The sequence below is a fragment of the Alkalibacterium iburiense genome (genome assembly GCF_039521845.1).
Taxonomy (GTDB): domain Bacteria; phylum Bacillota; class Bacilli; order Lactobacillales; family Carnobacteriaceae_A; genus Alkalibacterium; species Alkalibacterium iburiense.
This window is the reverse complement of record NZ_BAAACW010000068.1, coordinates 1-25,475: the sequence shown is the minus strand read 5'-3', so window position 1 is coordinate 25,475 and position 25,475 is coordinate 1. Positions and strand designations below refer to the sequence as shown.

The 25,475-nt window shown below is 38.7% G+C and carries 27 protein-coding genes; 25 read left to right on the top strand and 2 right to left on the bottom strand.

The annotated features are described in order from the left end of the window. From rplO to ABDZ53_RS05730, 14 genes are all read left to right on the top strand, one after another. Complete coding sequence (rplO, locus tag ABDZ53_RS05795) at window positions 1–441, top strand: 50S ribosomal protein L15 (protein ID WP_343754648.1); 441 nt, start codon at window positions 1–3, stop codon at window positions 439–441. A gap of 2 nt (window positions 442–443) precedes the next feature. Further along, window positions 444–1,742 carry a preprotein translocase subunit SecY gene (secY, locus tag ABDZ53_RS05790; protein ID WP_343754647.1) on the top strand — a complete coding sequence of 433 codons (1,299 nt, stop codon included), beginning with the start codon at window positions 444–446 and terminating at the stop codon, window positions 1,740–1,742. Between the two features lie 117 nt (window positions 1,743–1,859). Then, window positions 1,860–2,504: an adenylate kinase gene (locus ABDZ53_RS05785; RefSeq protein WP_343754646.1), complete on the top strand. Its 645-nt coding sequence runs from the start codon at window positions 1,860–1,862 to the stop codon at window positions 2,502–2,504. 167 nt (window positions 2,505–2,671) lie between these two features. Continuing rightward, window positions 2,672–2,890 (top strand): translation initiation factor IF-1, encoded by a 219-nt coding sequence (gene infA, locus ABDZ53_RS05780; protein WP_034299926.1) that lies wholly within the window; start codon window positions 2,672–2,674, stop codon window positions 2,888–2,890. Between the two features lie 36 nt (window positions 2,891–2,926). Continuing rightward, the gene (gene rpmJ, locus ABDZ53_RS05775; protein WP_034299928.1) at window positions 2,927–3,040 is read left to right on the top strand and encodes a 50S ribosomal protein L36; all 114 of its coding nucleotides are present in this window, start codon (window positions 2,927–2,929) and stop codon (window positions 3,038–3,040) included. A 21-nt stretch (window positions 3,041–3,061) separates the two neighbouring features. Continuing rightward, entirely contained in the window at window positions 3,062–3,427 is a 366-nt protein-coding gene (gene rpsM / locus ABDZ53_RS05770; RefSeq protein WP_343754645.1) for a 30S ribosomal protein S13, read from the top strand. Between the two features lie 29 nt (window positions 3,428–3,456). Then, window positions 3,457–3,855, top strand: a complete 399-nt coding sequence (gene rpsK / locus ABDZ53_RS05765) for a 30S ribosomal protein S11 (protein WP_343754644.1) — start codon at window positions 3,457–3,459, stop codon at window positions 3,853–3,855. A gap of 63 nt (window positions 3,856–3,918) precedes the next feature. Further along, window positions 3,919–4,863, top strand: coding sequence for a DNA-directed RNA polymerase subunit alpha (locus ABDZ53_RS05760; RefSeq protein ID WP_343754643.1), 945 nt, complete (start codon window positions 3,919–3,921; stop codon window positions 4,861–4,863). Between the two features lie 95 nt (window positions 4,864–4,958). After that, a complete protein-coding gene (rplQ, locus tag ABDZ53_RS05755) occupies window positions 4,959–5,384 on the top strand; it encodes a 50S ribosomal protein L17 (RefSeq protein ID WP_343754642.1) in 426 nt (141 codons plus the stop codon). Between the two features lie 336 nt (window positions 5,385–5,720). Beyond that, window positions 5,721–6,560, top strand: coding sequence for an energy-coupling factor ABC transporter ATP-binding protein (locus ABDZ53_RS05750; RefSeq protein WP_343754641.1), 840 nt, complete (start codon window positions 5,721–5,723; stop codon window positions 6,558–6,560). Beyond that, complete coding sequence (locus ABDZ53_RS05745; protein WP_343754639.1) at window positions 6,536–7,411, top strand: energy-coupling factor ABC transporter ATP-binding protein; 876 nt, start codon at window positions 6,536–6,538, stop codon at window positions 7,409–7,411. The genes ABDZ53_RS05750 and ABDZ53_RS05745 overlap by 25 nt, the downstream gene beginning before the upstream one ends. Beyond that, a complete protein-coding gene (locus tag ABDZ53_RS05740) occupies window positions 7,408–8,205 on the top strand; it encodes an energy-coupling factor transporter transmembrane component T family protein (protein WP_343754638.1) in 798 nt (265 codons plus the stop codon). Before ABDZ53_RS05745 ends, ABDZ53_RS05740 begins: the two co-directional genes overlap by 4 nt. Before the next feature lie 238 nt (window positions 8,206–8,443). After that, the gene (gene truA / locus ABDZ53_RS05735) at window positions 8,444–9,238 is read left to right on the top strand and encodes a tRNA pseudouridine(38-40) synthase TruA (RefSeq protein ID WP_343754637.1); all 795 of its coding nucleotides are present in this window, start codon (window positions 8,444–8,446) and stop codon (window positions 9,236–9,238) included. Further along, the gene (locus ABDZ53_RS05730) at window positions 9,231–9,971 is read left to right on the top strand and encodes a nucleoside/nucleotide kinase family protein (protein WP_343754636.1); all 741 of its coding nucleotides are present in this window, start codon (window positions 9,231–9,233) and stop codon (window positions 9,969–9,971) included. The genes truA and ABDZ53_RS05730 overlap by 8 nt, the downstream gene beginning before the upstream one ends. Before the next feature lie 22 nt (window positions 9,972–9,993). Here the strand turns inward: ABDZ53_RS05730 and ABDZ53_RS05725 are convergent, their stop codons facing one another. Both ABDZ53_RS05725 and ABDZ53_RS05720 read right to left on the bottom strand, forming a co-directional pair. Beyond that, window positions 9,994–10,287, bottom strand: a complete 294-nt coding sequence (locus ABDZ53_RS05725) for a hypothetical protein (protein ID WP_343754635.1) — start codon at window positions 10,285–10,287, stop codon at window positions 9,994–9,996. A gap of 14 nt (window positions 10,288–10,301) precedes the next feature. After that, the gene (locus ABDZ53_RS05720; protein ID WP_343754634.1) at window positions 10,302–11,492 is read right to left on the bottom strand and encodes a coenzyme F420-0:L-glutamate ligase; all 1,191 of its coding nucleotides are present in this window, start codon (window positions 11,490–11,492) and stop codon (window positions 10,302–10,304) included. Window positions 11,493–11,671: 179 nt separating this feature from the next. Here ABDZ53_RS05720 and ABDZ53_RS05715 point away from each other — a divergent pair, with 179 nt between their 5' ends. From ABDZ53_RS05715 to ABDZ53_RS05665, 11 genes are all read left to right on the top strand, one after another. Beyond that, window positions 11,672–12,481 carry an AAC(3) family N-acetyltransferase gene (locus tag ABDZ53_RS05715; RefSeq protein WP_343754633.1) on the top strand — a complete coding sequence of 270 codons (810 nt, stop codon included), beginning with the start codon at window positions 11,672–11,674 and terminating at the stop codon, window positions 12,479–12,481. A 111-nt stretch (window positions 12,482–12,592) separates the two neighbouring features. Then, window positions 12,593–13,429 carry an MBL fold metallo-hydrolase gene (locus ABDZ53_RS05710; protein ID WP_343754632.1) on the top strand — a complete coding sequence of 279 codons (837 nt, stop codon included), beginning with the start codon at window positions 12,593–12,595 and terminating at the stop codon, window positions 13,427–13,429. A gap of 350 nt (window positions 13,430–13,779) precedes the next feature. Then, window positions 13,780–15,732: a BglG family transcription antiterminator gene (locus ABDZ53_RS05705; protein ID WP_343754631.1), complete on the top strand. Its 1,953-nt coding sequence runs from the start codon at window positions 13,780–13,782 to the stop codon at window positions 15,730–15,732. Between the two features lie 16 nt (window positions 15,733–15,748). Next, a complete protein-coding gene (locus ABDZ53_RS05700) occupies window positions 15,749–16,186 on the top strand; it encodes a PTS sugar transporter subunit IIA (protein WP_343754630.1) in 438 nt (145 codons plus the stop codon). 1 nt (window position 16,187) lies between these two features. Further along, a complete protein-coding gene (locus tag ABDZ53_RS05695) occupies window positions 16,188–16,472 on the top strand; it encodes a PTS sugar transporter subunit IIB (protein WP_343754629.1) in 285 nt (94 codons plus the stop codon). A gap of 6 nt (window positions 16,473–16,478) precedes the next feature. Then, entirely contained in the window at window positions 16,479–17,753 is a 1,275-nt protein-coding gene (ulaA, locus tag ABDZ53_RS05690) for a PTS ascorbate transporter subunit IIC (RefSeq protein ID WP_343754628.1), read from the top strand. Then, window positions 17,753–18,490, top strand: a complete 738-nt coding sequence (locus ABDZ53_RS05685; protein WP_343754627.1) for a sugar isomerase domain-containing protein — start codon at window positions 17,753–17,755, stop codon at window positions 18,488–18,490. Before ulaA ends, ABDZ53_RS05685 begins: the two co-directional genes overlap by 1 nt. A gap of 256 nt (window positions 18,491–18,746) precedes the next feature. Beyond that, window positions 18,747–19,478 carry a MurR/RpiR family transcriptional regulator gene (locus tag ABDZ53_RS05680; RefSeq protein ID WP_343754626.1) on the top strand — a complete coding sequence of 244 codons (732 nt, stop codon included), beginning with the start codon at window positions 18,747–18,749 and terminating at the stop codon, window positions 19,476–19,478. Window positions 19,479–19,601: 123 nt separating this feature from the next. Further along, window positions 19,602–22,160 carry a glycoside hydrolase family 38 N-terminal domain-containing protein gene (locus ABDZ53_RS05675; protein WP_343754625.1) on the top strand — a complete coding sequence of 853 codons (2,559 nt, stop codon included), beginning with the start codon at window positions 19,602–19,604 and terminating at the stop codon, window positions 22,158–22,160. Window positions 22,161–22,176: 16 nt separating this feature from the next. Further along, complete coding sequence (locus tag ABDZ53_RS05670; RefSeq protein ID WP_343754624.1) at window positions 22,177–23,793, top strand: PTS transporter subunit EIIC; 1,617 nt, start codon at window positions 22,177–22,179, stop codon at window positions 23,791–23,793. Window positions 23,794–23,826: 33 nt separating this feature from the next. After that, on the top strand, window positions 23,827–25,149 hold the full coding sequence (locus ABDZ53_RS05665; RefSeq protein WP_343754623.1) for a 6-phospho-alpha-glucosidase: 1,323 nt from the start codon (window positions 23,827–23,829) through the stop codon (window positions 25,147–25,149). Window positions 25,150–25,475 lie beyond the last annotated feature (326 nt).

Here is a 25,475-nt window from a genome sequence, read left to right as displayed (position 1 = left end):
ATGAAACTTCATGAATTAAAACCTGCAGAAGGATCTCGTAAAACACGCAATCGCGTAGGACGCGGGCCATCTTCTGGTAACGGAAAAACATCCGGTCGTGGACAAAAAGGACAAAAAGCACGTTCAGGCGGAGGAACACGTTTAGGATTTGAAGGTGGACAAACACCATTATTCCAAACATTGCCAAAACGCGGTTTCACTAACTACAACCGTAAAGAATATGCTATTGTTAACTTAGATACATTGAACCGTTTTGAAGAAGGAACTGAAGTTACTCCAGAATTACTAGTTGAATCAGGAGTAATCAAGAACGAAAAATCCGGTGTAAAAGTTTTGGCGAAAGGAAACGTCGATCACAAACTAACTGTGAAAGCACACAAGTTTTCTGCTTCAGCTAAAGAAGCTATTGAAACTGCCGGTGGATCAGTTGAGGTGATCTAAGGATGATCGAACTGATAAAAGGCGCATTCAGAGAAAAAGATGTTCGTAGTCGAGTGTTATTTACTTTAGGAATACTTTTAGTATTCCGACTTGGGACACATATAACTGTTCCAGGAGTCAATGCACAAGCATTAACAGAATTATCAGAAACAGGATTATTTAACTTGTTGGATACATTTGGTGGAGGAGCGCTCGGAAGTTATTCCGTGTTTGCCCTCGGGGTATCTCCTTACATCACGTCATCCATCGTCATTCAACTCCTGCAAATGGACGTTCTTCCTAAATTTAAAGAATGGTCAGAGCAAGGAGAAGTAGGACGTAGAAAGTTAAATCAAGCCACGCGCTATTTAACTATTGTCTTGGCTTTCTTCCAAGCAATAGGGATATCTTATGGGTTTAACGCATTAACTGGATTAGGATTAGTCAGAAATCCTGGCCCAGCTACATACATCACCATCGCTATCATCTTAACGGCTGGTACGATGCTTGTTATGTGGCTAGGAGAAATGATTACTGTGCATGGTTTCGGTAACGGAACATCATTGATCATTTTTGCCGGTATTGTTGCACGTATCCCACAAGATGTTTATCAATACTATAATGTGCAAATCAGAAACGCTGGAGACGAAATTGTTGGAACACTGATTCTAACAGCAGTCTTAGTCATTGGATTTGTATTACTTGTTATATTAGTCACTTATATGGAAAATGCGAAACGCAATATTCCAGTACGTTACTCTAAGCGTGCGACCACTTCGAAAGACAGTGCTGTCCTACCACTTAAAGTAAACTCTGCTGGAGTTATTCCAGTTATCTTTGCCAGTTCGTTCTTGATGACACCACAAATCATTCTAGGTTACTTTGCACAAGGCAATCAGAATGCTGGATGGTATCAAACGTTAAATAATATATTTAACTTACAAGAACCGGCCGGAGCTGTGTTATATACTGTCTTGATTATTTTGTTCACCTTTTTCTATGCCTTCATTCAGGTTAACCCTGAGAAAGCTGCAGAAAACCTACAAAAACAAGGTGGGTATATCCCAAGTATTCGACCAGGACAGGCAACTGAGAAGTATATTGGCTATATGCTTATTCGTCTAAGTACAGTTGGAGCGATTTATTTAAGTTTAATTTCATTGCTTCCGATTGTCGCTTCTTCCTTATTCAATCTTCCAAGCTCTATCGCACTCGGAGGAACAAGTTTGCTCATCGTAGTCGGTGTGGCGCTTGACTCTATGCGTCAACTTGAAGGGTTATTAAGTAAGAAGAGTTATCAAGGGTTCATTCAACGCACTTAAGCGAGTGAATGGGTTGAAATAAGACGATTTGCCCTGATTTACTAGAGAGTTGATTGGGTAAATCGATCTTTTTTCCATAACTCCTCAAGAGAGTGAATGACTAAAGGAGGCAACAAGATGAATTTAATCTTATTAGGTCTTCCCGGAGCAGGGAAAGGGACACAAGCTGCACGTATATCTGAACAGTATAATATCCCTCATATTTCTACTGGGGACATGTTTAGAGCAGCTATGAAAAACAAAACTGACCTTGGCTTAGAAGCTAAGAAATATATGGATGCAGGTGATCTGGTTCCGGATGAAGTAACAAACGGAATCGTAAAGGAACGCTTGCAGCAAGATGATGCTAAAAGAGGTTTTCTACTCGACGGGTATCCTCGTACATTGAATCAGGCCAGAGCATTGCAACAGGCACTTTCTTCTTCAAATAGAAGATTGCACCATGTCCTGTACATTAAAGTACCAAAAGATATTTTAATGGCGCGATTGACCGGTCGATTTATGTGTTCAAACTGTGGGGCGACCTATCATAAAGTCAACAATCCACCTAAAGTGGAAGGAACTTGTGATAAATGTGGCGCTCACGACTTCTACCAGAGAGAAGACGACAAACCTGAAACAGTTCAAAACCGAATTGACGTCAACGAAGAACAAACAGAAATTCTCGCGAAGCATTATGCTGAGCAGGGACTAGTCCGTGAAGTGGACGGAGAAAAAAATCCAAAAGAAGTATTTAATGACATTAAGGACATATTAAAATAATTGTCCGCTAATGTGTAAGATTCCTTGCGGAAGCAATGTATATGTGGTATAATATTTCGAGCGTCAATTAGGCGTTTTAAATTAATTATACAAAAAACTAGTGAGAAATGCCTTTCTCACTTTATTTCATGTGTACAGAAGCGATATATCAAAGGAGGAAACCAGGCGTGGCAAAAGATGATGTTATTGAGATTGAAGGAACTGTCCTAGAAACTTTGCCTAATGCAATGTTCAAGGTTGAATTGGAAAACGGGCACGAAATTCTAGCGCACGTTTCTGGCAAAATTCGTATGAATTACATCCGGATTCTGCCTGGGGATAAGGTAACGGTTGAGATGTCTCCATATGATTTAACACGTGGACGCATTACGTATCGATTTAAATAAACTTAGGACTCCGAAGAATTCAAGGAGGGAAAGTTCATGAAAGTAAGACCATCAGTCAAGAAAATGTGTGACAAATGTAAAGTGATTCGTCGTAACGGCCGTGTAATGGTTATTTGCGAAAATCCTAAGCATAAACAACGTCAAGGATAATTTAACAGGAGGTGCTCATACATGGCTCGTGTAGCAGGAGTAGATATTCCACGTGACAAACATGTGGTAATTTCATTAACGTACATCTACGGTATTGGTAAAACAACAGCTAAACAAGTATTGGAAGCTGCTGGTGTTCCAGAAGAAACCCGTGTACGTGAATTAACAAACGATCAGTTAGATGCAATCCGTGCTGAAGTAGATAAACTTAAAATTGAGGGAGATCTTCGTCGTGAAGTGAACCAAAATATTAAACGTTTAATCGAAATTGGATCATACCGTGGCATTCGTCACCGTCGTGGTTTACCAGTACGTGGTCAAAACACTAAAAACAATGCGCGTACGCGTAAAGGACCAGCTGTATCAATCGCTGGTAAGAAAAAATAATTACCGTTAGTTAGGAGGTCAAGATATATATGGCTAAAACAAAAAGCCCAGCTCGTAATCGTAAACGTAGAGTCAAAAAGAATATTGAACACGGAGTTGCTCATATCCGTTCAACATTCAACAACACAATTGTAATGATAACCGACGCAAACGGAAATGCAATTTCATGGTCTTCTGCAGGTGCTCTAGGATTTAGAGGTTCTCGTAAATCTACACCATTTGCTGCTCAAATGGCTGCTGAAGCTGCTGCAAAAGTTGGAATGGAAAATGGCATGAAGACAGTTGAGGTTTCTGTTAAAGGACCTGGTTCTGGTCGTGAAGCGGCTATTCGTTCTTTACAAGCTACTGGACTAGAAGTAACTGCAATTCGTGACGTAACACCGATACCACACAACGGTTGCCGTCCTCCAAAACGTCGTCGCGTATAATTAACACTAGATGTCGTTTTAGGATAACGTGGACTAACGTTTTGAAAGGGGTAAACGGATTAAATGATCGAAATTGAGAAGCCGGTTATAGAAACTGTTGAGATCAGTGAAGATGGAAAATTCGGTAAGTTTGTCGTAGAACCGCTTGAGCGAGGATACGGAACCACTCTTGGTAACTCACTGCGTCGAATTTTATTATCGTCTTTACCTGGTGCTGCCGTCACAAATATACAAATCGATGGCGTTTTACATGAATTCACTGCGATCGATGGGGTTGTAGAAGACGTTACTGCCATCATTTTGAATTTAAAAAAACTCGCACTTAAGCTGTATTCTGATGAAACAAAAACCATTGAACTGGATGTTGAAGGACCAGCTACTGTAACAGCGGCTGATATTATATTTGACAGTGATGTCGAAATAATGAATCCTGATTTATATATTTGTACTGTCTCTGAAGGTGGTCATTTACATGCCCGTATGGAAGCAGAAAAAGGCAGAGGGTATGTGCGCGCTGAACACAACAAGCACGAGGATATGCCAATTGGTGTATTGCCGGTTGATTCGATTTATACCCCAATCAACCGAGTGAACTACCATGTTGAAAATACACGTGTGGGAGAAAGAAACCAGTATGACAGGCTAACGCTTGATGTATGGACAGATGGATCTATTTCTCCAGAAGATGGTGTCAGCTTAGCAGCTAAAATAATGACTGAACATCTGAACATATTCGTTAACTTAACAGAAGAAGCCCGTGAAGCGGAAATTATGGTTGAAAAAGAAGAAACACAAATGGAGAAAATGCTTGAGATGACTATCGAAGAGCTTGATTTATCTGTGCGTTCTTACAACTGTTTGAAGCGTGCTGGGATTAATACTGTTCAAGAGTTGACAAACAAAACAGAACCAGAAATGATGAAAGTCCGTAACTTAGGACGTAAATCTCTGGAAGAAGTTAAATTGAAATTAAACGAGCTTGATTTAAGCTTACGTGAAGAAGATTAAGCATTAATCTCTTATGGGATTAATGGTAGACATGCCGCCTTCAACTAGGTTGATAGGGGTATGGTAATTTTGTAGTTAAGGGAGGATTTCGAGCAATGGCTTACCGCAAATTAGGACGTAAAAGTGCACAACGTAAAGCGTTACTGCGTGATTTAACTTCTGATTTATTAATTAATGAACGTATTACAACTACTGTAACTCGTGCAAAAGAAGTTTCATCAATGGCTGATAAAATGATATCTTTAGGTAAACGCGGAGACTTGCATTCACGTCGCCAGGCTGCTCAATTTGTTCGTAACGAATTAGCAACTGTATCTGAAACAGAAGACGAAATCGTAGTACAAACAGTTTTACAAAAATTATTTGACGATTTAGGCCCTCGTTTTGCAAACAGAAACGGCGGATACACTCGTGTTTTAAAAACAGAACCTCGTCGTGGTGACGGAGCTCCAATGGCTGTTTTAGAATTAGTTGAAAAAGCAGCAGTAGCTGAAGAAACAACTGAAGAAGACGCTGAATAATTCAGTAAAAGTTTAAATACTAAACCAAAATCACTTTTTGGATGTATGATGAGCGTTATGATGATGGAAATAGTTCCAAGTGTCTAGCTCAGTTTCTCCCAGAGGAAACCCTCTGGGAGGAGCCATATATCATTAAGTGTTTTTTTATTGGAAATAAACCTACATAGTGAAAAAGCAAGATCCCTGCTTTCATGAGAAAGCGTACGTAACATTTTTCTATTGTTATCACAGGCCTTTTTTGGTAATCTTGTACTGTTGAGTTCCTGTCAAGACACCTTAATATAAAGGATTGTATTTCCCTTATATGGATTAAATAAAAAGTTGAGGGTACCTATTATGTCAGAAATTATTAATGTTCAAAATATATCATATAAATATACAGATGAGGATCAGCGTCCTGCCTTACAGGATGTTTCTTTTTCAATTAATAGAGGCGAATGGGTAGCGATTATTGGACCCAATGGCTCTGGTAAATCTACCTTAGCTAAAACGATTAACGGGCTGATTGAACCGGATCATGGCCAAGTGACTGTTGGGGGACTTCCTTTGAATGAAGAGAATGTCTGGTCCATTCGTCAAATGGTTGGCATGGTTTTTCAAAATCCAGACAACCAGTTTGTCGGTTCGACCGTTCAAGATGATGTGGCTTTTGGTCTTGAAAATTTAGGTGTACCGAGAGAGGATATGATTGAGCGCGTGCGTTCGGCACTGGAAAAAGTGAACATGCTTGAGTTCGCTGAAAGAGAACCGGCTCGTTTATCTGGCGGACAAAAGCAGCGTGTAGCCATAGCCGGTATTGTTGCTCTGAGACCAGATATTATGATTTTGGATGAAGCCACCAGTATGCTTGACCCTCAAGGCCGTGAAGAAGTGTTACGGACAGTGAAAGAAGTGAAGGAACAAGAAAATCTGTCTGTTTTATCGATTACCCATGATATTGATGAAGCAGCCGAGGCTAACCGAATACTTGTTATGAGAGACGGGCAAATGATTCAAGAAGGGACACCTGAAACCATCTTTTCTTATGGGGAAGAGCTCATTAAAATGGGCTTAGATTTACCCTTTCCGGAACGCTTGAAGGCATCTTTGAAGAAACAAGGCGTAGCTGTGCCTGATGATTATATTACCGAAGAAAGGATGGTGGACTGGTTATGGACATACGTTTCCAAGAAGTAGGCTATACCTATCAAAAAGGGACACCTTTTCAAAGTCGTGCCCTGCACGATATTAATCTGTCCATCAAAGACGGGTCTTTCACAGCATTGGTCGGTCATACAGGGAGTGGAAAGTCGACGGTTTTGCAGCACCTTAATGCTCTGAAAAAGCCAACGACTGGTACAGTCACCATTGGAGACCGAGTGATTTCTAATTTTTCAGAAGATAAAGGTTTAAAAACGTTGCGTAAACGAGTTGGGATCGTCTTTCAGTTTCCAGAAGCGCAACTATTTGAAGAGACTGTCGGTAAAGACATCGCCTTCGGGCCTAAAAACTTTGGCCTATCTGAAGAAGAAGGACTAGCAAAAGCAAAAGAACTTTTGCCTTTAGTGGGACTAGATGAAAGCTTTTTAGAGCGTTCGCCTTTTGATTTATCTGGAGGGCAGATGAGACGAGTGGCCATAGCGGGTGTTTTAGCGATGGAGCCGGAAGTACTGGTTTTAGATGAACCAACAGCTGGCTTGGACCCTCAAGGTCGAAAAGAAATCATGGATATGTTTTATTCTTTGTATCAAAATAAAGGACTAACGATTGTTTTAGTCACTCACCAGATGGATGATGTGGCAGAATATGCCGATCACATGATTGTGTTAGAAGGGGGAACGGTTAAAAGAGAAGGTTCCCCGCGTGAGTTATTCAAGGAAGCTGGCTGGCTTTCTAGTATGCAGCTAGGGGTACCGTCAACGGTTCGCTTTGCGCATGAATTAGAAGAAAAGTTTCAATGGACATTTGATCCGCTTCCTTTGACGACAGATGAACTAGCGGAACAGATGATTCAAAAGTTAGGGGATAGTGCAGGTGATGTCTTATGATGGAAAAACTCATATTTGGACGCTATATTCCAGGGAACTCTTTTATCCATCAGCTGGATCCGCGAGCCAAACTATTAGGCGCTATATGGTTCATTGTTATTATTTTTCTAGCTAATAACTGGCTTACCTACGTAGCCTTAATCTTGTTTGTCTTACTGGCAGTTAAACTATCAGAAATCAGCCCGCGCTTTTTCATTAATGGAGTGAAGCCACTCATATGGCTCATTTTATTTACAGTGATTCTGCAGGTGCTCTTTACGAGTGGGCAAACCATTTGGTTTAGATTCGGACCTGTAGTGATTTCTCAAGAAGGGGTGCTCAACGGAGTCTTTATTTTCTTCCGTTTTGTCCTCATTATATTTATGTCAACCATCCTGACATTGACGACCATGCCTCTGTCCTTGACTGATGCGATTGAATACTTGCTTAGACCATTAAATGCGATAAAAGTCCCTGTTCATGAAATAGCTCTGATGCTGTCAATTGCCTTGCGATTCGTTCCAACGCTTATGGATGAGACGGAAAAAATCATGAACGCTCAACGGGCACGAGGGATTGATTTTGGGGAAGGAAATATCTATCAGCAAATGAAAGCCATCGTTCCGTTACTCATTCCTTTATTCGTCAGTTCCTTTAACAGAGCGGAAGAATTAGCGACTGCTATGGAAGCACGTGGCTACCAGGGCGGCGAAGGACGGACGAAATACCGTCAATTAGACTGGGTTAGCCGGGATACAACGGTCATGGTTGCCTTTGCTTTATTAACAGGAGTATTATATATATTAAGAGGGTAAAGATGAAAATCTTTATCCTTTTTTCTTAGGAAAAGAACCATATCAATTAACTGAGAAAAATAACCGGGCCGAGTTAATCGAGCTGAGACTATCTTAATCAACTCATGGGAAATATTGTATTGAGTTAAATGAGCTGGAGCTATCTCAGTCAACTCAAGAGAAAAGCTATAATGAGTTAATCGAGATGAGCAAAAGCAAAAGACCTCAGTCTGTAGAATAAACTAAAAGGAAGATAGACGTGAAAAAAACACGGTATAAAGTAACAGTCGCCTATGACGGCACACACTTTTCAGGCTATCAAGTACAGCCAAATGCGCGCACCGTTCAAGGGGAACTGGAAAAAGCATTAATAAAAATAGCTAAAGGAGAAAACATTCGTGTTCATGGAGCTGGTCGAACAGATGCCGGCGTCCATGCTAGAGGGCAAGTGATTCACTTTGACTTGCCGTTTTACATCCATCCTAAAGGCTTATTGACCGGTTTAAACACATCTACGCCAGAAGATGTCACTATAGTGGATGTAGAAGAAGCAGAAGCAGATTTTCATGCCCGTTACTTAGCTAAAGGAAAAATGTACACTTATCGAGTAGATAACAGCCGATTTGCGGATCCTTTTAAAAGGTTATATGCCTACCATCACCGTTACCCGATGGAGAGGAAAAGAGTAGAAAAAGCTTTAAAGCATATGGAAGGCACGCATGATTTTACAAGCTTTGCTTCCACTCACTCAGACAAAGAAGATAAAGTCCGCACAATCTATCAAGCGCGTGTCTCAGTGGATGAAGAAACGAATGAATGGCTATTTACCTTTGTAGGGAATGGATTCCTGTACAATATGATACGCATCTTGATGGGAACCCTCCTTGAAGTAGCTGATGGCAGAAGAGAAGCAGATGATATCCCATCTATCATAGAAGCCAAAGATAGAGAATCAGCGGGATTGACCTTATCACCAGTCGGTTTGTGCATGGAAAAAGTGTACTATGAGGGCCAAGAGATGCCCGGAACTCTGAAGGAGGATCATCATGATTAGAAAGCAGCTCACTATCACAGGACTGACCATGGACGTATCCTATACCCCAAAAGAATTGGAAACAGTCTTTCTGCCGATGCTCCAACACTTTACCCAATTAAGAGAGAAGAAAAAGAGCCGGGTGATCATTTACTTGGCAGCCCCGCCCGGCGCAGGCAAAACAAGCTTATCTCTACTTTTGGAAGACATCTATAAAGAAAGCCCAAGACCCTATACCTTTCAATCTCTCTCAATGGACGGCTTTCACCATACCAACAGCTACCTGACGAGCCACTACACAGAAATTAACGGCAAACAGACCCTGTTAAAGGAGATTAAAGGTAAACCTGAGACCTTTGATTTAAAGAGTCTCACACGAGCGATTCAAGCGCTTCATAAAGGTGAAGCTGTCGAGTGGCCTATTTATAGCCGAAGTTTACATGATGTGTCCGATGAGACCACTAAAGTGGATGCCGACATTATCTTGATTGAAGGGAACTACCTGCTTCTGGACCAGGAGGGGTGGAAAGACTTGGTCTCCTATGCTGACTTGAGGGTGTTTTTGACAGCACCTAGAGAATTATTGAAAAAACGTATCATTGAGCGCAAGTTAAAAGGTGGCCATATAAAAGAAGAAGCGATGGCTCACTATGAAAGAGCAGACTTGCCCAATCATCATTTAATTATGAACCAGTCTCAGAAGGCGGATTGGGTTTTAGTTTTAAATGAAGAGGAAGAATGGACCATAAAATAAAAAAGCACCCCGAGGGGTGCTTTTAGTCTGTAATCTCAACAGAATAGGGGACTTCTGACATAGTTAGAAAGGTGATCACTTGATTAAATATTCTTCTTCTGAATTCTTTTTCTTCTTCTTGAGAAGTAGTTTCAAGGAATGCTTCATATCCTATATTGTCCTTTTCTGATTCCTTTAAAGGGTTAGATACTGCTCCTTGCTTGGTGGTTAATGCGCTTATTAAAGCAATAAAGTTTAAAACAGCAATTTGAGTAATTTGTTTTTCTTTTTCTGAGACAATCGAATCCTGACTTACGGGTTTTATATTTATTTGCATATGCTTGTGTGCTCCTAGTCTGTAAAGTTATCGAAGTAGCCTTGGATATAAACGAAAGGCGTGCCTTTATCTCCGCTTCCTGAAGTTAAATCAGCGAGTGAGCCAATTAAATCAGTAATCTGTCTGGGAGTAGTCCCTTGTGCTTCCATAGCTCCGACTAAATCGTCTTCTTTGTTTTGAATATGTTCTGAAATGGCGGCTTTTAATTCGTCTCCTCTTAGATGAGAAAAATTGTTATCGGCTAAATATTTGAGTTTCACTTCGTTAGGTGTGCCGTCTAGACCGCTTGTATAAGCTGGAGAGACGACCGGATCAGCTAGTTCCCAAATTTGTCCGACTGGATCTTTAAAGGCCCCGTCTCCGTTAATCATGACTTCAATGGTTTTGCCTGTTTTTTCTTTGATTTTAGCTTGGATTCCCTCAACAATCGGTTGCCCGTTATAAGGGAATAACTTAACTGATTCTTCCGTTGCTTTGTTGGATCCCAGCAAGCCATACGCTTCGTTAAAGCCACTGCCATCCACCGATTCAGATAAGATGTGTTCTAAACCGTAGACCTTTTCCGCTCCAGCCTGTCTGATTTGACGCATGGTTCGGTGGCGGCTATGAATATCACAGGCTAAAACATTTGGAGTATATTTTAAAATCGTTCGGGGATCATTTGAAAAGATGACTTCACATTCTGCCCCTTCTTCTTCAACGAGTGACCGGTAATACTCGATATAATCTACCCCTGTAAAGGCATGCTTTTTATAGCCGAAATGTTTTCTGAATGTTTCTTCTGTTAAGACATCAGACCAGGGATTGACCTTCGCCTCATCTAATTCATCTAAAGATACTAAATGATTGCCTACTTCATCTGAGGGAAAGCTGAGTAACAAGACCACTTTTTCCGTTCCTCTGGCAATGCCTCTAAGCAAGTTTGAGAAACGGTTCCGGCTTAAAATCGGAAAAACAACACCGATGGGTTCTCCATTAAATTTTTGTTTTATATCTGTGGCAATATGGTCTAAAGTAGCATAGTTTCCTTGCGCACGTGCGATCACGGATTCTGTGATTGTAACGACATCACGGTCTCTAATCTCATATCCTTCAACTTCCGCTGCCTTCAATACGGTGTCCACGACAATGTCCACCATATTATCTCCTTCGTTAACGATTGGACCACGAAGTCCACGTACTACTGTGCCTACTGCTCTTTCCATATTAAATCTCTCCTAAATTAGAGTTATCATTTTTACAAGTTTGGCCTTGCAAACTCCAATGATAGTATACCGATAACCAGCAGAAAAATAAATCATTTTTACTATTGTTTTATCCCGTTCTCATCAATCAGCCTATGCTATACTAACAGTAGAAAAAAGGAAAGAAAGTAGGGCACAAAATGGTTGATACTATTATTAAAAAAACATCTTATCCGCATACGGTGAAATCCATAGCTGAAGATTTGAAAATACTTGGTGTAAAAGAGGACAGTATTCTATTAGTACATAGTTCCTTGTCTCAAATGGGGTGGGTTAACGGAGGAGCCATGGCTGTTGTGGAGGCCTTGATGACAGTCGTGGATAAAGAGAAGGGCTGCCTTGTCATGCCGAGTCAGACCATGGACTGGAGCGAACCATCCAAGTGGGACCATCCAGCCGTGCCTCAAAAATGGTGGGAGGCCATCCGAGAAACGATGCCTGCCTTTGATAAAGACAAAACCCCTTGCTTAGCCATGGGTGTCATTGCGGACTTGTTTCGAACCTACCCAGACGTCAAACGAAGCAGCCACCCGGGAGTTTCCTTTACAGCATGGGGAAAGCATGCCGATTATATTACAGTGGACCATGCGCTGAATTTTGGCTTAGGAGAAGAGTCTCCATTAAAGAAGCTATACGAACTGGATGCGAGTGTCCTAGCCATTGGAACGGATTACGATACCTCTACGGCTTTCCATTTAGGAGAATACCGAGCGCCTAACCCTCCTTTGCAAACAGAAGGCACAGCTCTGATGGAAAATGGCAAGCGCGTTTGGAAGATTTATACAGATATTGAAATGGATGAAGAACAGTTTCTAGTCATCGGAAAACAAATGGAAAAAGACAGGCAAGTCCAGATAGGCATTGTTGGAGATGCCAAGTCTCGCTTGTATTCTGTCAGAGAAGCAGTCGACCGCTCAGAAGTGTATTTCACTGACTTTAGAAGAAAGTAAGACCCTCCTTATCTTGAATGCTTTATTCTAGAATTTAGACGGTTGAAGGATTAAGATAGAACTAACGTTTAAAGGATAAAACAATCACGATGAAAAGGAGTGCCATAACCCATGAGATATGGTGACGATTATAAAAAGTTACCGGTGTATAGTAAAGAGTCAGGTAAGGGCGTAGAAGTGACAGAGGATGTTTATGTTTTTACCGACCAAATTGTAAACCTGATTTTTATAGGGAAACCCGGAGATGAGAGTTATGTTATCATTGATGCCGGCATGCCCAAAAGAAGTGAGACCATTATTCAAGCGGCTGAAGACCGGTTCGGAACGGATGCTAAGCCGCGTGCTATTATTTTAACGCATGGGCATTTTGATCACGTCGGTTCAGTCATAGAATTGATTGAAAAATGGAACAGCCCGGTTTACGCTCATACAAAAGAATTTCCTTATCTGACAGGCAAAAGAGCTTACCCCGAACCCGATTATAAAGCAGATGGAGGAATGGTTGTCAAAGCGTCTAAACTGTTTCCGACGGACCCGATTGATTTGGGGGACAGGCTTCATCCTCTGCCAGAAGACGGAACCGTTCCGCATCTAGCTGAATTCAAATGGCTGCCTGTTCCGGGACACACAGAAGGACAAGTGGCCTTATTCCGAGAAACAGATCGCCTACTCATCGCAGCCGATGCCTTTGTGACAACCGAACAGGAAAGTTTGTATTCTGTATTAACTCAGAAAGAAGAAGTGAGCGGACCGCCACGTTACCTTACGCCAGATTGGACGGCTGCCAAACTTTCTTTTGAAAAATTAGTTCACTTAAATCCCTATCATGCCATTACCGGCCATGGCAAACCCATGAGCGGAGACAAACTAAAAGATGGGATGAACCATGTGTTAAACAACTGGGAAGAAGTCGCTTTACCCGATAAAGGAAAGTTTGTGGAGGATTAAATCATTAACTCAAGAATAAAATGAGAAATCTGAGCTAACCTTACAGGAAGAAATCTACCAGTTATGTTTTTTAATACTAAACTACTGTTGACGGTGGTAGAACCAACTAAGACTAATACCTATAGAGGGGGTACGCAGTTCACTTTTGCTGCCTATCTTTCTATAAAGCAGACTTATAGAATAATAGCATTACGAGACTTTCCGACATTTTTGGGAAGTCTTTTTTTTTGATGAGGATATGCTTCTAAGTGTTCACTTTATTGCAACAAGTATTGTTGCTAAAAAATGCATTTTAGCGCTTACAATTCTGTGCTATACTTTTTTCAAAGATAGAAGAAAGGTGGAGAGAGATGAGTTCAAATCCTAAAAGTCGCTTGCTTAAACTGCTCGTAGAATCAGAACAATTCGAACCAGCTGGCGAGTATGCCAAGAAATTGTCCGTTTCTTCTCGCACTCTTTATACCTATTTGGATGAGTTAGAATCGGCGCTGGATAGCAGTACTGTTAAGTTAGAAAAAAGACCGGGAGTAGGTATTCGGTTGAAAGGGAAGAGAAAAGACAAGGATCGTTTAATGTATACCCTAAACCTGAATCCATTCCTAGAAATTGAGCCAGAAGAAAGGCAACATACTATTTTAAAGAAACTTCTAAACGGTGAGCGTCTATCTTATTCCCAGCTTTCTAAGGAGTACTATGTCAGCCGTTCAACGGTAGTGAAAGATATTAAAGCAGTAAAAGAAACTTTTTTTGGAGAAGACATTCAGAGGGCATCCAATCATGAAGGGTCTGTCATTGTAGGAAGCGAACAGTCGATTCAAAAAGTGTGGAGCAAGTTGTTACGATACAGATTCGAAAAAAATTATCATCATCCTCCTATTAACCTTAGTTCTTATGCCTCATTTATTAAAGAAGAATTAAACCTCCATTCTTTAATCAGCCAAACACTGGTTTCTGAAGTAGAAAGGCTGGGGCTCAAGTACAATATAGCCGATTACTACCGAATAAATTTGTTCGAATCCTTTATGATTCTTTATTACCGTATCCGTTTAGGTTTTCACCATGGTCAGGCAGAAGGATATATTTTTGAACGCATAAGTGAACTTGAAACCTTTCATATCGCTAATGAACTAACTGCATTTGTAAAAAATAAAACAGGTATTTCATGCACACTAGAAGACACTCTCTACGTCAACCAATGTTTAATAGCGAATGGGATTTCCCAATTAGCCGAGACTACGTATAACCAGTATTATGAATCACTCGCCGAGGATATGATTCAAAAAATTGGAAGTATGCTGAACGAAGATTTGTCTCAAGACCCGCAACTTAAAAGAGGCTTGCTCAATCATATTATCCCGATGTCGTTTCGACTTAAAAATGATATTCCCCTTCAGAATCCTTATATTCAAGAAATAAAAAAGCAGTACTCTTTAATGTTTCACCTGACTTGGTATAGTGTGATTGATTTTGAACAGGAAATAGGAAAGAAAATACCTGAAGATGAGATTGCTTTTTTAATGATCCATTTCCAATCTGCTCTTGAAAGAAGAACGAACATCAAAAAAGTTCTCATTGTCAGTCAGACAGGGACACTGACAACAGAACTATTGGAAAGACGGATTAAACACGTACTACCCAGTGCCCATATATATGAAATCATGCCAAAAGAAAAAATGGAGCATGCCAACTTATCTAAAGTAGATTTAATTATATCCACTGTGCCGATTCAACTGGAATCAACTCCCGTACTCTATTTGTCGACTATCCCTTCAGATAAAGAATTGAAAGAATTAGAGAAAAAGGCCAGTACTCTATTAATAAGTCAATCAGGTCTCACCCACCATCCAGCTGTATATGAACAAGAGCACCCGTTTATTTCATCGTTGAGAAAGCGGTTTAAAATCATTAAAGGGCGATCTGAAACTGTAAAGGAAGCTATCAGCCTTCTTGTTCAGCCTTTAGAAAATGAAGAAAAAGTAACTCCTGACTATCTGGATTCTGTTTTTGACAGAGAAGAGATGTCCTCAACAGCTTTTGAAACAGGAGTCGCTATCCCTCACGGTAATCCAGCATATGTTAATGAAACGACTGTTTCTATCCTAATTAATGAGACTAAAATACCATGGGGAACAGAGAAAGTTGATATAGTCATATTAATTTCAGTGTCTAAAGCGGATATGAATTATATTAGCTTTTTTATAGAAAGAATATACGAGGTGATGCAGTCAAGAGAGAATGTAGAACGGGTCTTCTTTAACCAGCCAGACTCAGCCATATATCGCTATTTGGCAAACTATCATTAAAAAGGAAGGGAAGCTTATGCTTAGGGAATATCTTACAAAAGAAACCATGCAGCATGCCGACAAGATGGAAGATTGGGAAAAAGCCATTGCCTTTGCTGCTGACCCACTACTAAAAAAAGGAGTGATAGAAAAAAGCTATATTCAAGAGATGATTAATAGTGTGGAAGCAAACGGGCCTTATATTGTACTGAAAGATTATTTCGCTTTACCTCATGCCAAGGCGGGGAAAGGCGTGAATGAAGTTGGCTTGGCTTTACTGACTTTGGATGAACCGGTTGACTTAAAAGGGAATCCTGTAAAAGTATTTTTAGTCCTGGCAGCGGTAGACTCTACCTCTCATTTAGAAGCATTGTCAGAAGTATCTGAATTATTGATGGATGAGGAAGTTTACGCCATCTTTCTATCAGGGAATCATGAAAAATTACTCAATATAATAGAAAAAGGAGAGAAATAAAATGAAATTTTTAGCAGTGTGTGGATTTGGTGTCGGATCGTCAATGGTATTGAAAATGTCTATAGAAAAAGCTGCCAAAGAGCGGGGAATTGAGTGTGATGTAGAAAATACGGATTTAAGTTCCGCTAAAGGGAGTGATGCGGATGCGATATTTACCAGTCAGGAACTAGGAGACGATTTAAAATCTTCGACTAAATCACCGGTTTATCCGATAAAACGCTATATGGATAAGGAAGAAGTAGGAGCTGCATTAGATGACTTTTTAGCTAATCATGCGAAAGGATGATAACACATGCAAGGAGTATTAGATTTTCTAACAGATTATATACTGCGTAACCCACCCGTTTTACTCGGTTTGATTGCAGCAATAGGGTTGATTATACAAAGGAAAAATATAGCAGATATTGTGAAGGGTTCTTTATCAGCAGCCTTCGGTATGCTTATTTTGGATACAGGGGTCGGTTTAATTGTTGGCACCATTGCTCCTATTAATGATGCTTTCCAAGAAACTATTGCAGGGGGAGCAGAAGTAGGAGAAGCGCTTAGCGATGTGACATTTACAGCGGATTATGGGGGAGAAGTAGGCCTGGCCATGTTTGTCGGCTTGATTCTTCATTTACTCATTGCTCGCTTTACTCCGGTTAAAACCATTTTCCTAACCGGTCATATGCTATGGTGGTTCCCGTTTATATTCGTTGCAGCGGGAGTTGAAGGAGGACTATCAGGCTTTGCATTGATTGCCTTCGGAGCTGTGTTGTCTGCTTTATATTGGTCGTTTATGCCATGGATTATGCGCAAATATATTTGGGATGTCACAGAAGACGATTCCTTCCTTATCGGACACCCAACAGGTATTTTAAGTTTGATTTCAGGCTTTGTGGCTAAACGTGTAGGAAATAAAGAACGCTCAACAGAATCATTAAATGTACCAAAAAGCTTGTCTTTCTTCCGTGAGATATCTGTCATGGGTGCCATTGTTATCTTTATTATGTATATTATCATGTCCTTTATCACTCCAGAAATTGTAGCTGAAGGAGACAATCCTTTCTTTACTGCTATTACACAAGGGATTACCTTTGGTGCGGGCTTAATCATCATGCTTCATGGGGTACGTATGTTAATTAACCAGATCATCCCTGCATTCCAAGGGATTTCTGAGAAAGTTATTCCGGGAGCTGTTCCAGCCTTTGATGTTCCGATTCTATTTAACTATAAACCGAACGCTGTTATCTTAGGTTTTATTGTAGCGATGATTACATCAACTGTTATGATTCTAATCGCTAATGCTACAAACTTATTTGGGGTTATCTTAATTCCACTTGTTGTCACATCTTTCTTTGAAATGGGTGGAGCGGCCGTCGTTGGAGAAGGGCAAGGAGGCTTGCGAGGTGCCATTATAGGGACCGTTGTGTCGGCTATAGTAATGGTTGGCTTAATGGGTATATCCGTTATAGTTTATGAAACGACAATACGAAACTGGATGCTTATTTTTGGTGGAAATGACTTCTCCTTATTTGGGCCATTAGCTAGCTGGTTAGCCCAATTACTTTCAGGGGTGGTAGGCTAATGTTTGATTACTTCAAGGGAATTAGAGAAATACTGGATACTGTTGAGAAAGAAGAAAAGGAAGCTATAGAAAAAGCGGTCACAGTCCTAACAGAAGCTGTCGAAAAGAAACAGTCCCTCTTTGCTTTTGGAGCAAGCCATGCAGGCATACTCACTCAGGAGTTGTATTATCGTGCAGGAGGATTAATGGTTATTAATCCCATATTTGGGGAAAGTATTCTCCTAGATGTAGAGCCAATTACGCACACAAGCCAAATGGAGCGGTTAATGGGTTATGGCACTGCCTTAGCTAACAAAACGCCTTTTAAAAAGGGAGACGTGCTCCTTTTGCACTCGGTTTCCGGTCGTAATCCGGTGACCATCGAACTAGCACTGGAAGCCCAAAAAAGGGGGGTCACCACTATATCTATAACCAATCTAACCTATTCAAAATCAGTAGAATCCAGACATTCATCTGGAAAAAACCTTTATGCATACAGTGATATCGTTATAGATAATCATGGTCATAAAGGGGATGGAATGTGTGAGATTGAAGGATTGGATCAACGCGTCGGCCCCTCTTCTACAGTTGTAGGCGCCACTATTGTTAATACATTGGTAGTGGAAACAGTTAAGCAATTAAAAGCTAGAGGCATGGAAAAACCACCTATATTTTACAGTGCGAACTTGGATGGTGGAGATGAATTAAATAAAACATTAATAGAAGTCTTCAAAGAAGCCATTCATTACCGATTCTAGTTGCATAAAGAAATAGACTAATAACTACACTAGTAAAACCTAGACAAGAAAAGAGAGACCGCACTACCCACCAGGTCCTTTCTCTTGTTTAGGTTTTTCTATTTCAAATAATTTCATTTAACTTAACCTGATTTTTAATTTGGGATTTGAAAATATACATTTTTATCGGTTACTTGGAAAGAAAAAATTAAATGAGTATGGACGGATATATTCTGCAATATGTTATACTTTTTCAAAGAGAAGAGGTGTGCGAAAAATGTACCATGTCATTCATCAATTAAAAGAACGAAATTTTGATCGCCCTATTACTAAAAGTGAAGCAGCAGTGTTAGATTATCTTGAAGAGAACATACGAAAGGTGCCAAACCAAACCGTTGTAAAAGTGGCTCAAGAAAGTTATACCTCTCAAGCTTCCATTAATAGAGCTTGTAAATTAATGGGGTTTAAGGGGTTTAGTGAATTAAAATATGCTATTAAAGAAGATCTTAACATGATAGATTCAAAAACCAATCGTCATATTAGAGATACAGAATATTTTTTATCTAAAGTAAATTTTAATCATTCAAATGAATTGATAAAAAGAATTTATAGCAAAAGAAATAAAATTCTACTATTTGGTTTAGGTGCTTCTAACGTATCTGCACAGTATATGACTAGGCAATTACTCTATTTAGGTATCCCAGCTATTATCGTTTCTGAATTACAGATGTTAAAAAGGTTTAATGATTACTCCATTTTAATATTATCTAACTCAGGAGAAACGCAAAGATGCTTACAAATTATAAAAGAAGCAAAAAATCTTAATATGGAAATACTATCCATCACAAAAAAAGATTCTTCTGTGATGTCCAAGAGCGATTGTTCTTTTTATCATGACGTTCCAGTAGATAAAATGGAAGGGATTTCTCGAGAACAGCAACTGCATATAATCTTAATGATAAATGAGGTTATAAACCAATTAAAAACCAATTATTTTCCAAAGTATTAGGAACCCGAGGAGCATTTTAAGTGCTTCTTTTTTTTTGGATAATTATCCGTAAACTTGGAAAGCACTTTCACGAAAAAGAGCTATACTATTTTTGTAGAGGATTTAAAGGATAAGGAGATTATTATGAAAAGAAATATTCAGATTTTAATGCACACTCATTGGGATAGAGAATGGTACTTTACGAAAGATGAAACAAAAGTTCTTCTTAGAAATCATATGCAAGAAGTGATGGAGTATCTGGAAAATAATCCTGATACGGTATACGTGCTTGATGGGCAGAGCGTTATGCTAGATGATTATTTAGAGTTAGAACCTGAAGCAGAAGATAGATTAAGAGAATTAATAGCTAAAGGAAATCTACGCGTCGGACCTTGGTATACGCAAACAGACTTATTATTGGTTCATGGAGAATCTATCTTTCGCAATTTATACTATGGAATTAAGCGAGCTCGCGAATTTGGTCATCCGATGCTAGTGGGATACGCACCGGATACTTTCGGCCACTCAAGTCAAATGCCTCAAATATATAAGGCTTTTGGTATCAACTCGACCTTTTTTTGGAGAGGATACAGTGAATTAAAAGGTAAAAAATCCGATTTTATATGGAAAGGATTAGATGACAGTAAAATAGTGGGGGTGAACTTAGCAACTGGTTATCAGGGCGCTAAATACTTAGAAAGTGACCCTGAAGAATTAAAGATACGTATGAATAAAATAATGAATGTACTGGATACCTATTCTACTTCAAGTAACCGTTTGGTTATGAATGGACACGATCAAATGCCTATTCAAAAAAACATCAAGGATGTCATTACAGAAATCGAAAATATATATCCGGAAGATACAGTAGAAATTAGTGATTTTGAATCGTATGTTGAGGGATTGGATGTAGACAATTTAGAAGTTGTAACTGGAGAACTGACGGACAGTAAACATGCTCGGATTCATCGAACAATTGGTTCTACCCGTATGGATATAAAACTTCTGAATACTGAAATTGAAAATAAGTTGTTTAATGTATTAGAGCCTTTGGCTGTTATCGGTAATAATGCAGGAATTTCTTACCCCCATACTGTGGTAGAAAAGATTTGTAAAACCTTATTTGGTACTCATGCGCATGACAGTATTGGAGGATGTAACTCGGACAAGGTAAATCAAGATATTAAACAGCGACTATTAAATGCCCTTGAGATGGTAAACACTCAAATAGAACTTCACCTTAGATTGCTAATAATGGGCGATAAACAAAACGAATACACCATCGCAATAGTAAACGGTCTACCTGAAAAGAGAGAAAAAGAAATAGTGGAATTCGAAATGCTCACACGTTCTAAGCATTTTGAATTATTTAATGAAGAAGGTGAAAAAATACCTTATTCTATTGTATCTCAGCAAAAAGAAGATGCTGGATTAATTGATCGTCAAGTCGCTGCTCGATTGCAAGATATTAAAGTTTTCCGTACAACAATAGCTGTACCTGTAGCTAGTATTGAAGGGTTAAGTGTCCAGTATTATACTTATCAAGATGTAGAAGAACCTGTAACTCATATTGAATCCACATTAGAGAACACAATAGAGAACAAATTCGGGAAATTAATTGTGACTGACAATCAAATTGACTACGTGCATTTAGATACAAACAAAAAGTACGAAAATATTTTATCTATTGAAAATAGTGGAGATGCAGGAGACAGTTATGATTATTCTCCACCGGTTGAAGATTGGATTATAAACAGTAAAGATAATGGAACGTTAGATTTCTCGGTTAATAAAACAACAAACTATCAGGAGATTCAATTCGATTTGAAAATGAATGTACCCCTAGACAGCAAAGCTAGAGAAAACAGAATAGCACATCAGGAAGTAGGCTATTCCGGATCACTTCGTCTTTATCAAAATGATTCTAAAATTTACGTATCTTTAAATCATATAAATGAGTCAAAAGACAGTCGCTATAGATTAGTAATAAAAACAGGAATTATATCGGATAAAGTAAAAGTTGATGGTTATTTAAGTAATCAGGAAAAGGCTGTTTATAATCAGGAAGCATTAGATATTTGGGAAACAGACCAGTGGGTTGAAAAGCCAGTAAGTATTGAAACAGCACAAAGTTTTATTTCTTTAAAAAGTCAAAATAAGCAATGTACAGTTTACACAGAAGGATTGAAAGAATACGAAGTATTAGGAGACAGTATTTATTTGACTCTGTTTAGAACATTTTCTCATTTAGGTAAACGTAATTTAGTGAACAGACCTGGAAGACCTTCTGGAATTGAAATAGAAACACCGGATAATCAGCTTTTGAACCAAACTTTTACTTTCCGTGTTTCAATTGATTTTCAAAATGCAAATCAGGAAAGCAAAATATCAAAAAGATATTTAACTCCTTTAATAGGATATCAGCAAAAGGAATTTAACCGTTTTAATATTAATCCTAGAGAGAATGTTACGAAGACGTCTAAATATTTATCCCTAGAGTTAGAAGAGTTAGTTGTATCTGCAACAAAGCTTACTGAAGAAAATGACTTGTTTATTCGTTTATTTAATCCACAAAACAAAGAAGTTACAGCTCAATTGCCAGAGGAAAGCTACTTATCTAATCCAATGGAAGAATTAAAAGGCAGTATTTCTTCATTTACCCTAGCACCACAAAAAATAAAAAATATTATTATTAAAAAATAAAAAGAGGTGTTACTCTATGTCAAATTTTAAAAAGAATTTCCAAAGTTTTGGAAAATCACTGCTTTTCCCGATTAGCCTGCTATCTTTTATGGCTATATTTCTAGGATTAGCAGCGGCTCTACAAAATCCAGCTATTATAGAAGTGTTACCTTTCTTAGAGAATGAAACATTACAAAATATTTTAGGATTCATTAGAAGATTAGCAGGTCTTCCGTTCGGGCATTTACCGTTATTATTTGCCATGTCTATTCCACTAGGCATGGTAAAGCGTGACAAAGAAGTAGCTGTTTATGCGGGAGCAGTAGGCTATATCGCCATGCTTATTGGAATGAGTTACTTGTTACAAATCCAAGGGTTGACTCCTGATACTACAACCGTGGATTACTTAATGGATGTTGAAGGGTTAAATCAAGTTCAAGCTACTCTGCAAAATTCAATGTACACTAGTACCTTAGGCATCTTTGTCTATAATACTAATGTTATTGGCGGGATTATTGCGGGCCTATTAGGTGTTTTCTTGCATAATAAATTTAGAGAAACCGAACTGCATCCTTCATTAACCTTCTATAGCGGGAAACGATTTGTTCCAATAATAGCTGCTCTAGTCATGTCAGTAGTTGGAATCGTCTTAACATATATATGGCCTTTGGTTAACACTGCTATCATATCAACAGGTGAATTAATTAGTGAAAGTGGATTATTTGGGACCTTTTTATATGGTTTTACAGAAAAGATTATTAATCCTACCGGATTACACCACATCTTAAATCAGACATTCAGGTTTACTGCTTTAGGTGGGGTGGAAAATATAGAGGGAGAGACACTAGTAGGTGCATTACAAATTTACCTCTATCAATTAGATAACAATTTACCATTTTCTACAGATGCTACACAATACTTGGCTCAAGGAAAGATACTTCATATGGTATTTGGAATGCCTGCAACCGTTTTAGCGATTTATCGTATGGCTCTTCCTGAAAAAAGAGAGAAAGTTTTAAAATTCTTCATGGCAGGATTAACTGCCGTAATACTAACAGGTATCACTGAACCTATTGAATTTACGTTTATCTTTATTTCTCCAATACTATGGATAGTAAATGCTATCTTTGCAGGATTAGCCTTTTTAATTCCAGCGATGTTCAATGTAGCGATCGGTAATATTCAAGGAGGAATAATTGATTGGATTGTATTTGGTATATTGCAAGGAACAGAGACAAACTGGTATATATATTTAATTGCAGGACCAATTTTCTTCGCAATGTATTATTTCAGCTATACCTTTATTATATCTAAATTTAATGTGTTAACAGTGGGTAGAAGAGAAACAGATTTTGAGGATACTGAAGAATACGAAGAAGGTATAACTGTGGAAGAAGGAGACCGACAAACAGCTGAATATATCGTTAAAGGATTAGGTGGATTAAACAATATTGTTGATGTTGATAATTGTATTAGTCGTTTAAGAGTAGAGGTAAAGGACGGTGCATTGGTTGAGGATAATTTACTTAAACGAACACACCCTAACGGTATAGTCAAACCCGACAATAATACAGTGCATGTCGTTTATGGAGGACGAATTTCTAAAATTAGAAATATTGTAGATAACTACATGTATGAATCAAAAGGTTCATAAATATTATTAATCAAAAATTTAAAGGGGATTATTATGAAAAAAAATAATATCGTATTAGTTGGAGGGGGATCAACATGGACTCCTGGGATTTTGAAAGCAATGACAACTCATTTAGAAGAATTTGCTTTAAATAAAGTCGTGCTCTACGACATTGATGAGGACAGACAAGAAGTTATAGGAGAGTTTGCTAAGATCTTATTTAAAGAAGAGGCACCTGATGTAGAGGTTGTCTATACAACTGATAAAAACATAGCTTATACAGATGTTGATTTTGTATTTTGTCAAATGCGTACAGGTGGATTCAATATGCGAGAAAAAGACGAAAAAACACCATTAAGTCTAGGAGTTATCGGCCAGGAAACATGCGGAGCAGGAGGTTTTGCTTACGGTCTTCGATCAATAAGAGATATGGTCGAGATGGTAAAAGAAGTACGCCGTTTAAGTCCAGAAGCCTGGATATTAAATTACACTAATCCTGCTGCGATTGTTGCACTCGCATTGGATAAAATATTTCCAGAAGAAGAAAGAATTTTAAACATCTGTGATCAGCCGGTTAATTTGCTCCGGTCTTACTCAAAATTAATTAACCACGATGTAAATGATTTGGAACCAGTCTACTTTGGGCTGAATCACTTTGGATGGTTTACTAATATCTTTGATGAAACAGGAAAAGATAGGGCACCTGAACTGAAAGAAATAATAACTACAGGCGGGTTTAAGCCAGTAGATGCAGAGCAACGGGATCAATCTTGGTTAGAGACTTATGCTGTAGTAAAAGATATGTTAATAGACTTTCCGGATTATTTGCCTAATACGTATCTTCAATATTACCTTTACCCTGAGTACAAATTATCACAATTAAATCCTGAAAAGACACGTACAGATGAAGTGAGAGAGGGCCGTGAGAAGAAGGTATTTGAAGAATGCCGTCGTATCGTAGCTAACGGTACAGCAAGAGATTCAAAGGTTGTTCATAATGATGCTCATGGCGACATGATGGTTGAGGTAGCAGCATCAATAGCAAATAATTTACGTAAAACATTTGTGGTTATTGTAAAAAATAACGGAATTATTTCAAATTTACCAAACGACAGTATGGTTGAGGTAGCAGCGTCGCTGGGAGCTAATGGACCTGCACCTTATGCAGTTGGAGAAATTGGAACCTTTTATAAAGGACTAATCGAGAATCAGTATGCTTTTGAAAAGTTAACTGTAGAAGCGTATATAGAAGAATCATATGGTAAAGCACTTCAGGCTCTAACATTAAATCGTACTATTGTCGATGCTAAAAAGGCACGACAAGTATTGGATGCATTAATTAAAGATAATAAAGAGTATTGGCCTGAATTAAGATAATAAGAGGTAATTAAATACAGTTAAACTCCCCTTAAAGTTGGACCAGGGACCTAACTTTAAGGGGCTTGTTGTAGTCATGTAATATAAACAGAATGAAAAACACGCTTGTAGTATTTAGTTAAAGTAAATACTACAACTTTATAATAGAGAAAGGTTAGTTATTATACTGAATAAATACTTTAATTCTTTTACATGCTTTTCTTTTACTCTATATAAAGTCACAAGAATCTAATACAAAATTATTTAGGTGTGTTGTAAGATGAAACGCAACACTAAAAAAAGACATGAAGATTCGTTATACTTAAGTCACCACAACATAGTATAAG

Bases quoted from the DNA above. Each gene is read 5' to 3' on its own strand.
- rplO (WP_343754648.1), top strand. From the start codon at position 1: ATGAAACTTCATGAATTAAAACCTGCAGAAGGATCTCGTAAAACACGC.
- secY (WP_343754647.1), top strand. From the start codon at position 444: ATGATCGAACTGATAAAAGGCGCATTCAGAGAAAAAGATGTTCGTAGT.
- ABDZ53_RS05785 (WP_343754646.1), top strand. From the start codon at position 1,860: ATGAATTTAATCTTATTAGGTCTTCCCGGAGCAGGGAAAGGGACACAA.
- rpmJ (WP_034299928.1), top strand. From the start codon at position 2,927: ATGAAAGTAAGACCATCAGTCAAGAAAATGTGTGACAAATGTAAAGTG.
- rpsM (WP_343754645.1), top strand. From the start codon at position 3,062: ATGGCTCGTGTAGCAGGAGTAGATATTCCACGTGACAAACATGTGGTA.
- rpsK (WP_343754644.1), top strand. From the start codon at position 3,457: ATGGCTAAAACAAAAAGCCCAGCTCGTAATCGTAAACGTAGAGTCAAA.
- ABDZ53_RS05760 (WP_343754643.1), top strand. From the start codon at position 3,919: ATGATCGAAATTGAGAAGCCGGTTATAGAAACTGTTGAGATCAGTGAA.
- rplQ (WP_343754642.1), top strand. From the start codon at position 4,959: ATGGCTTACCGCAAATTAGGACGTAAAAGTGCACAACGTAAAGCGTTA.
- ABDZ53_RS05750 (WP_343754641.1), top strand. From the start codon at position 5,721: ATGTCAGAAATTATTAATGTTCAAAATATATCATATAAATATACAGAT.
- ABDZ53_RS05745 (WP_343754639.1), top strand. From the start codon at position 6,536: ATGGACATACGTTTCCAAGAAGTAGGCTATACCTATCAAAAAGGGACA.
- ABDZ53_RS05740 (WP_343754638.1), top strand. From the start codon at position 7,408: ATGATGGAAAAACTCATATTTGGACGCTATATTCCAGGGAACTCTTTT.
- ABDZ53_RS05730 (WP_343754636.1), top strand. From the start codon at position 9,231: ATGATTAGAAAGCAGCTCACTATCACAGGACTGACCATGGACGTATCC.
- ABDZ53_RS05725 (WP_343754635.1), bottom strand. From the start codon at position 10,287: ATGCAAATAAATATAAAACCCGTAAGTCAGGATTCGATTGTCTCAGAA.
- ABDZ53_RS05720 (WP_343754634.1), bottom strand. From the start codon at position 11,492: ATGGAAAGAGCAGTAGGCACAGTAGTACGTGGACTTCGTGGTCCAATC.
- ABDZ53_RS05715 (WP_343754633.1), top strand. From the start codon at position 11,672: ATGGTTGATACTATTATTAAAAAAACATCTTATCCGCATACGGTGAAA.
- ABDZ53_RS05710 (WP_343754632.1), top strand. From the start codon at position 12,593: ATGAGATATGGTGACGATTATAAAAAGTTACCGGTGTATAGTAAAGAG.
- ABDZ53_RS05705 (WP_343754631.1), top strand. From the start codon at position 13,780: ATGAGTTCAAATCCTAAAAGTCGCTTGCTTAAACTGCTCGTAGAATCA.
- ABDZ53_RS05700 (WP_343754630.1), top strand. From the start codon at position 15,749: ATGCTTAGGGAATATCTTACAAAAGAAACCATGCAGCATGCCGACAAG.
- ABDZ53_RS05695 (WP_343754629.1), top strand. From the start codon at position 16,188: ATGAAATTTTTAGCAGTGTGTGGATTTGGTGTCGGATCGTCAATGGTA.
- ulaA (WP_343754628.1), top strand. From the start codon at position 16,479: ATGCAAGGAGTATTAGATTTTCTAACAGATTATATACTGCGTAACCCA.
- ABDZ53_RS05685 (WP_343754627.1), top strand. From the start codon at position 17,753: ATGTTTGATTACTTCAAGGGAATTAGAGAAATACTGGATACTGTTGAG.
- ABDZ53_RS05680 (WP_343754626.1), top strand. From the start codon at position 18,747: ATGTACCATGTCATTCATCAATTAAAAGAACGAAATTTTGATCGCCCT.
- ABDZ53_RS05675 (WP_343754625.1), top strand. From the start codon at position 19,602: ATGAAAAGAAATATTCAGATTTTAATGCACACTCATTGGGATAGAGAA.
- ABDZ53_RS05670 (WP_343754624.1), top strand. From the start codon at position 22,177: ATGTCAAATTTTAAAAAGAATTTCCAAAGTTTTGGAAAATCACTGCTT.
- ABDZ53_RS05665 (WP_343754623.1), top strand. From the start codon at position 23,827: ATGAAAAAAAATAATATCGTATTAGTTGGAGGGGGATCAACATGGACT.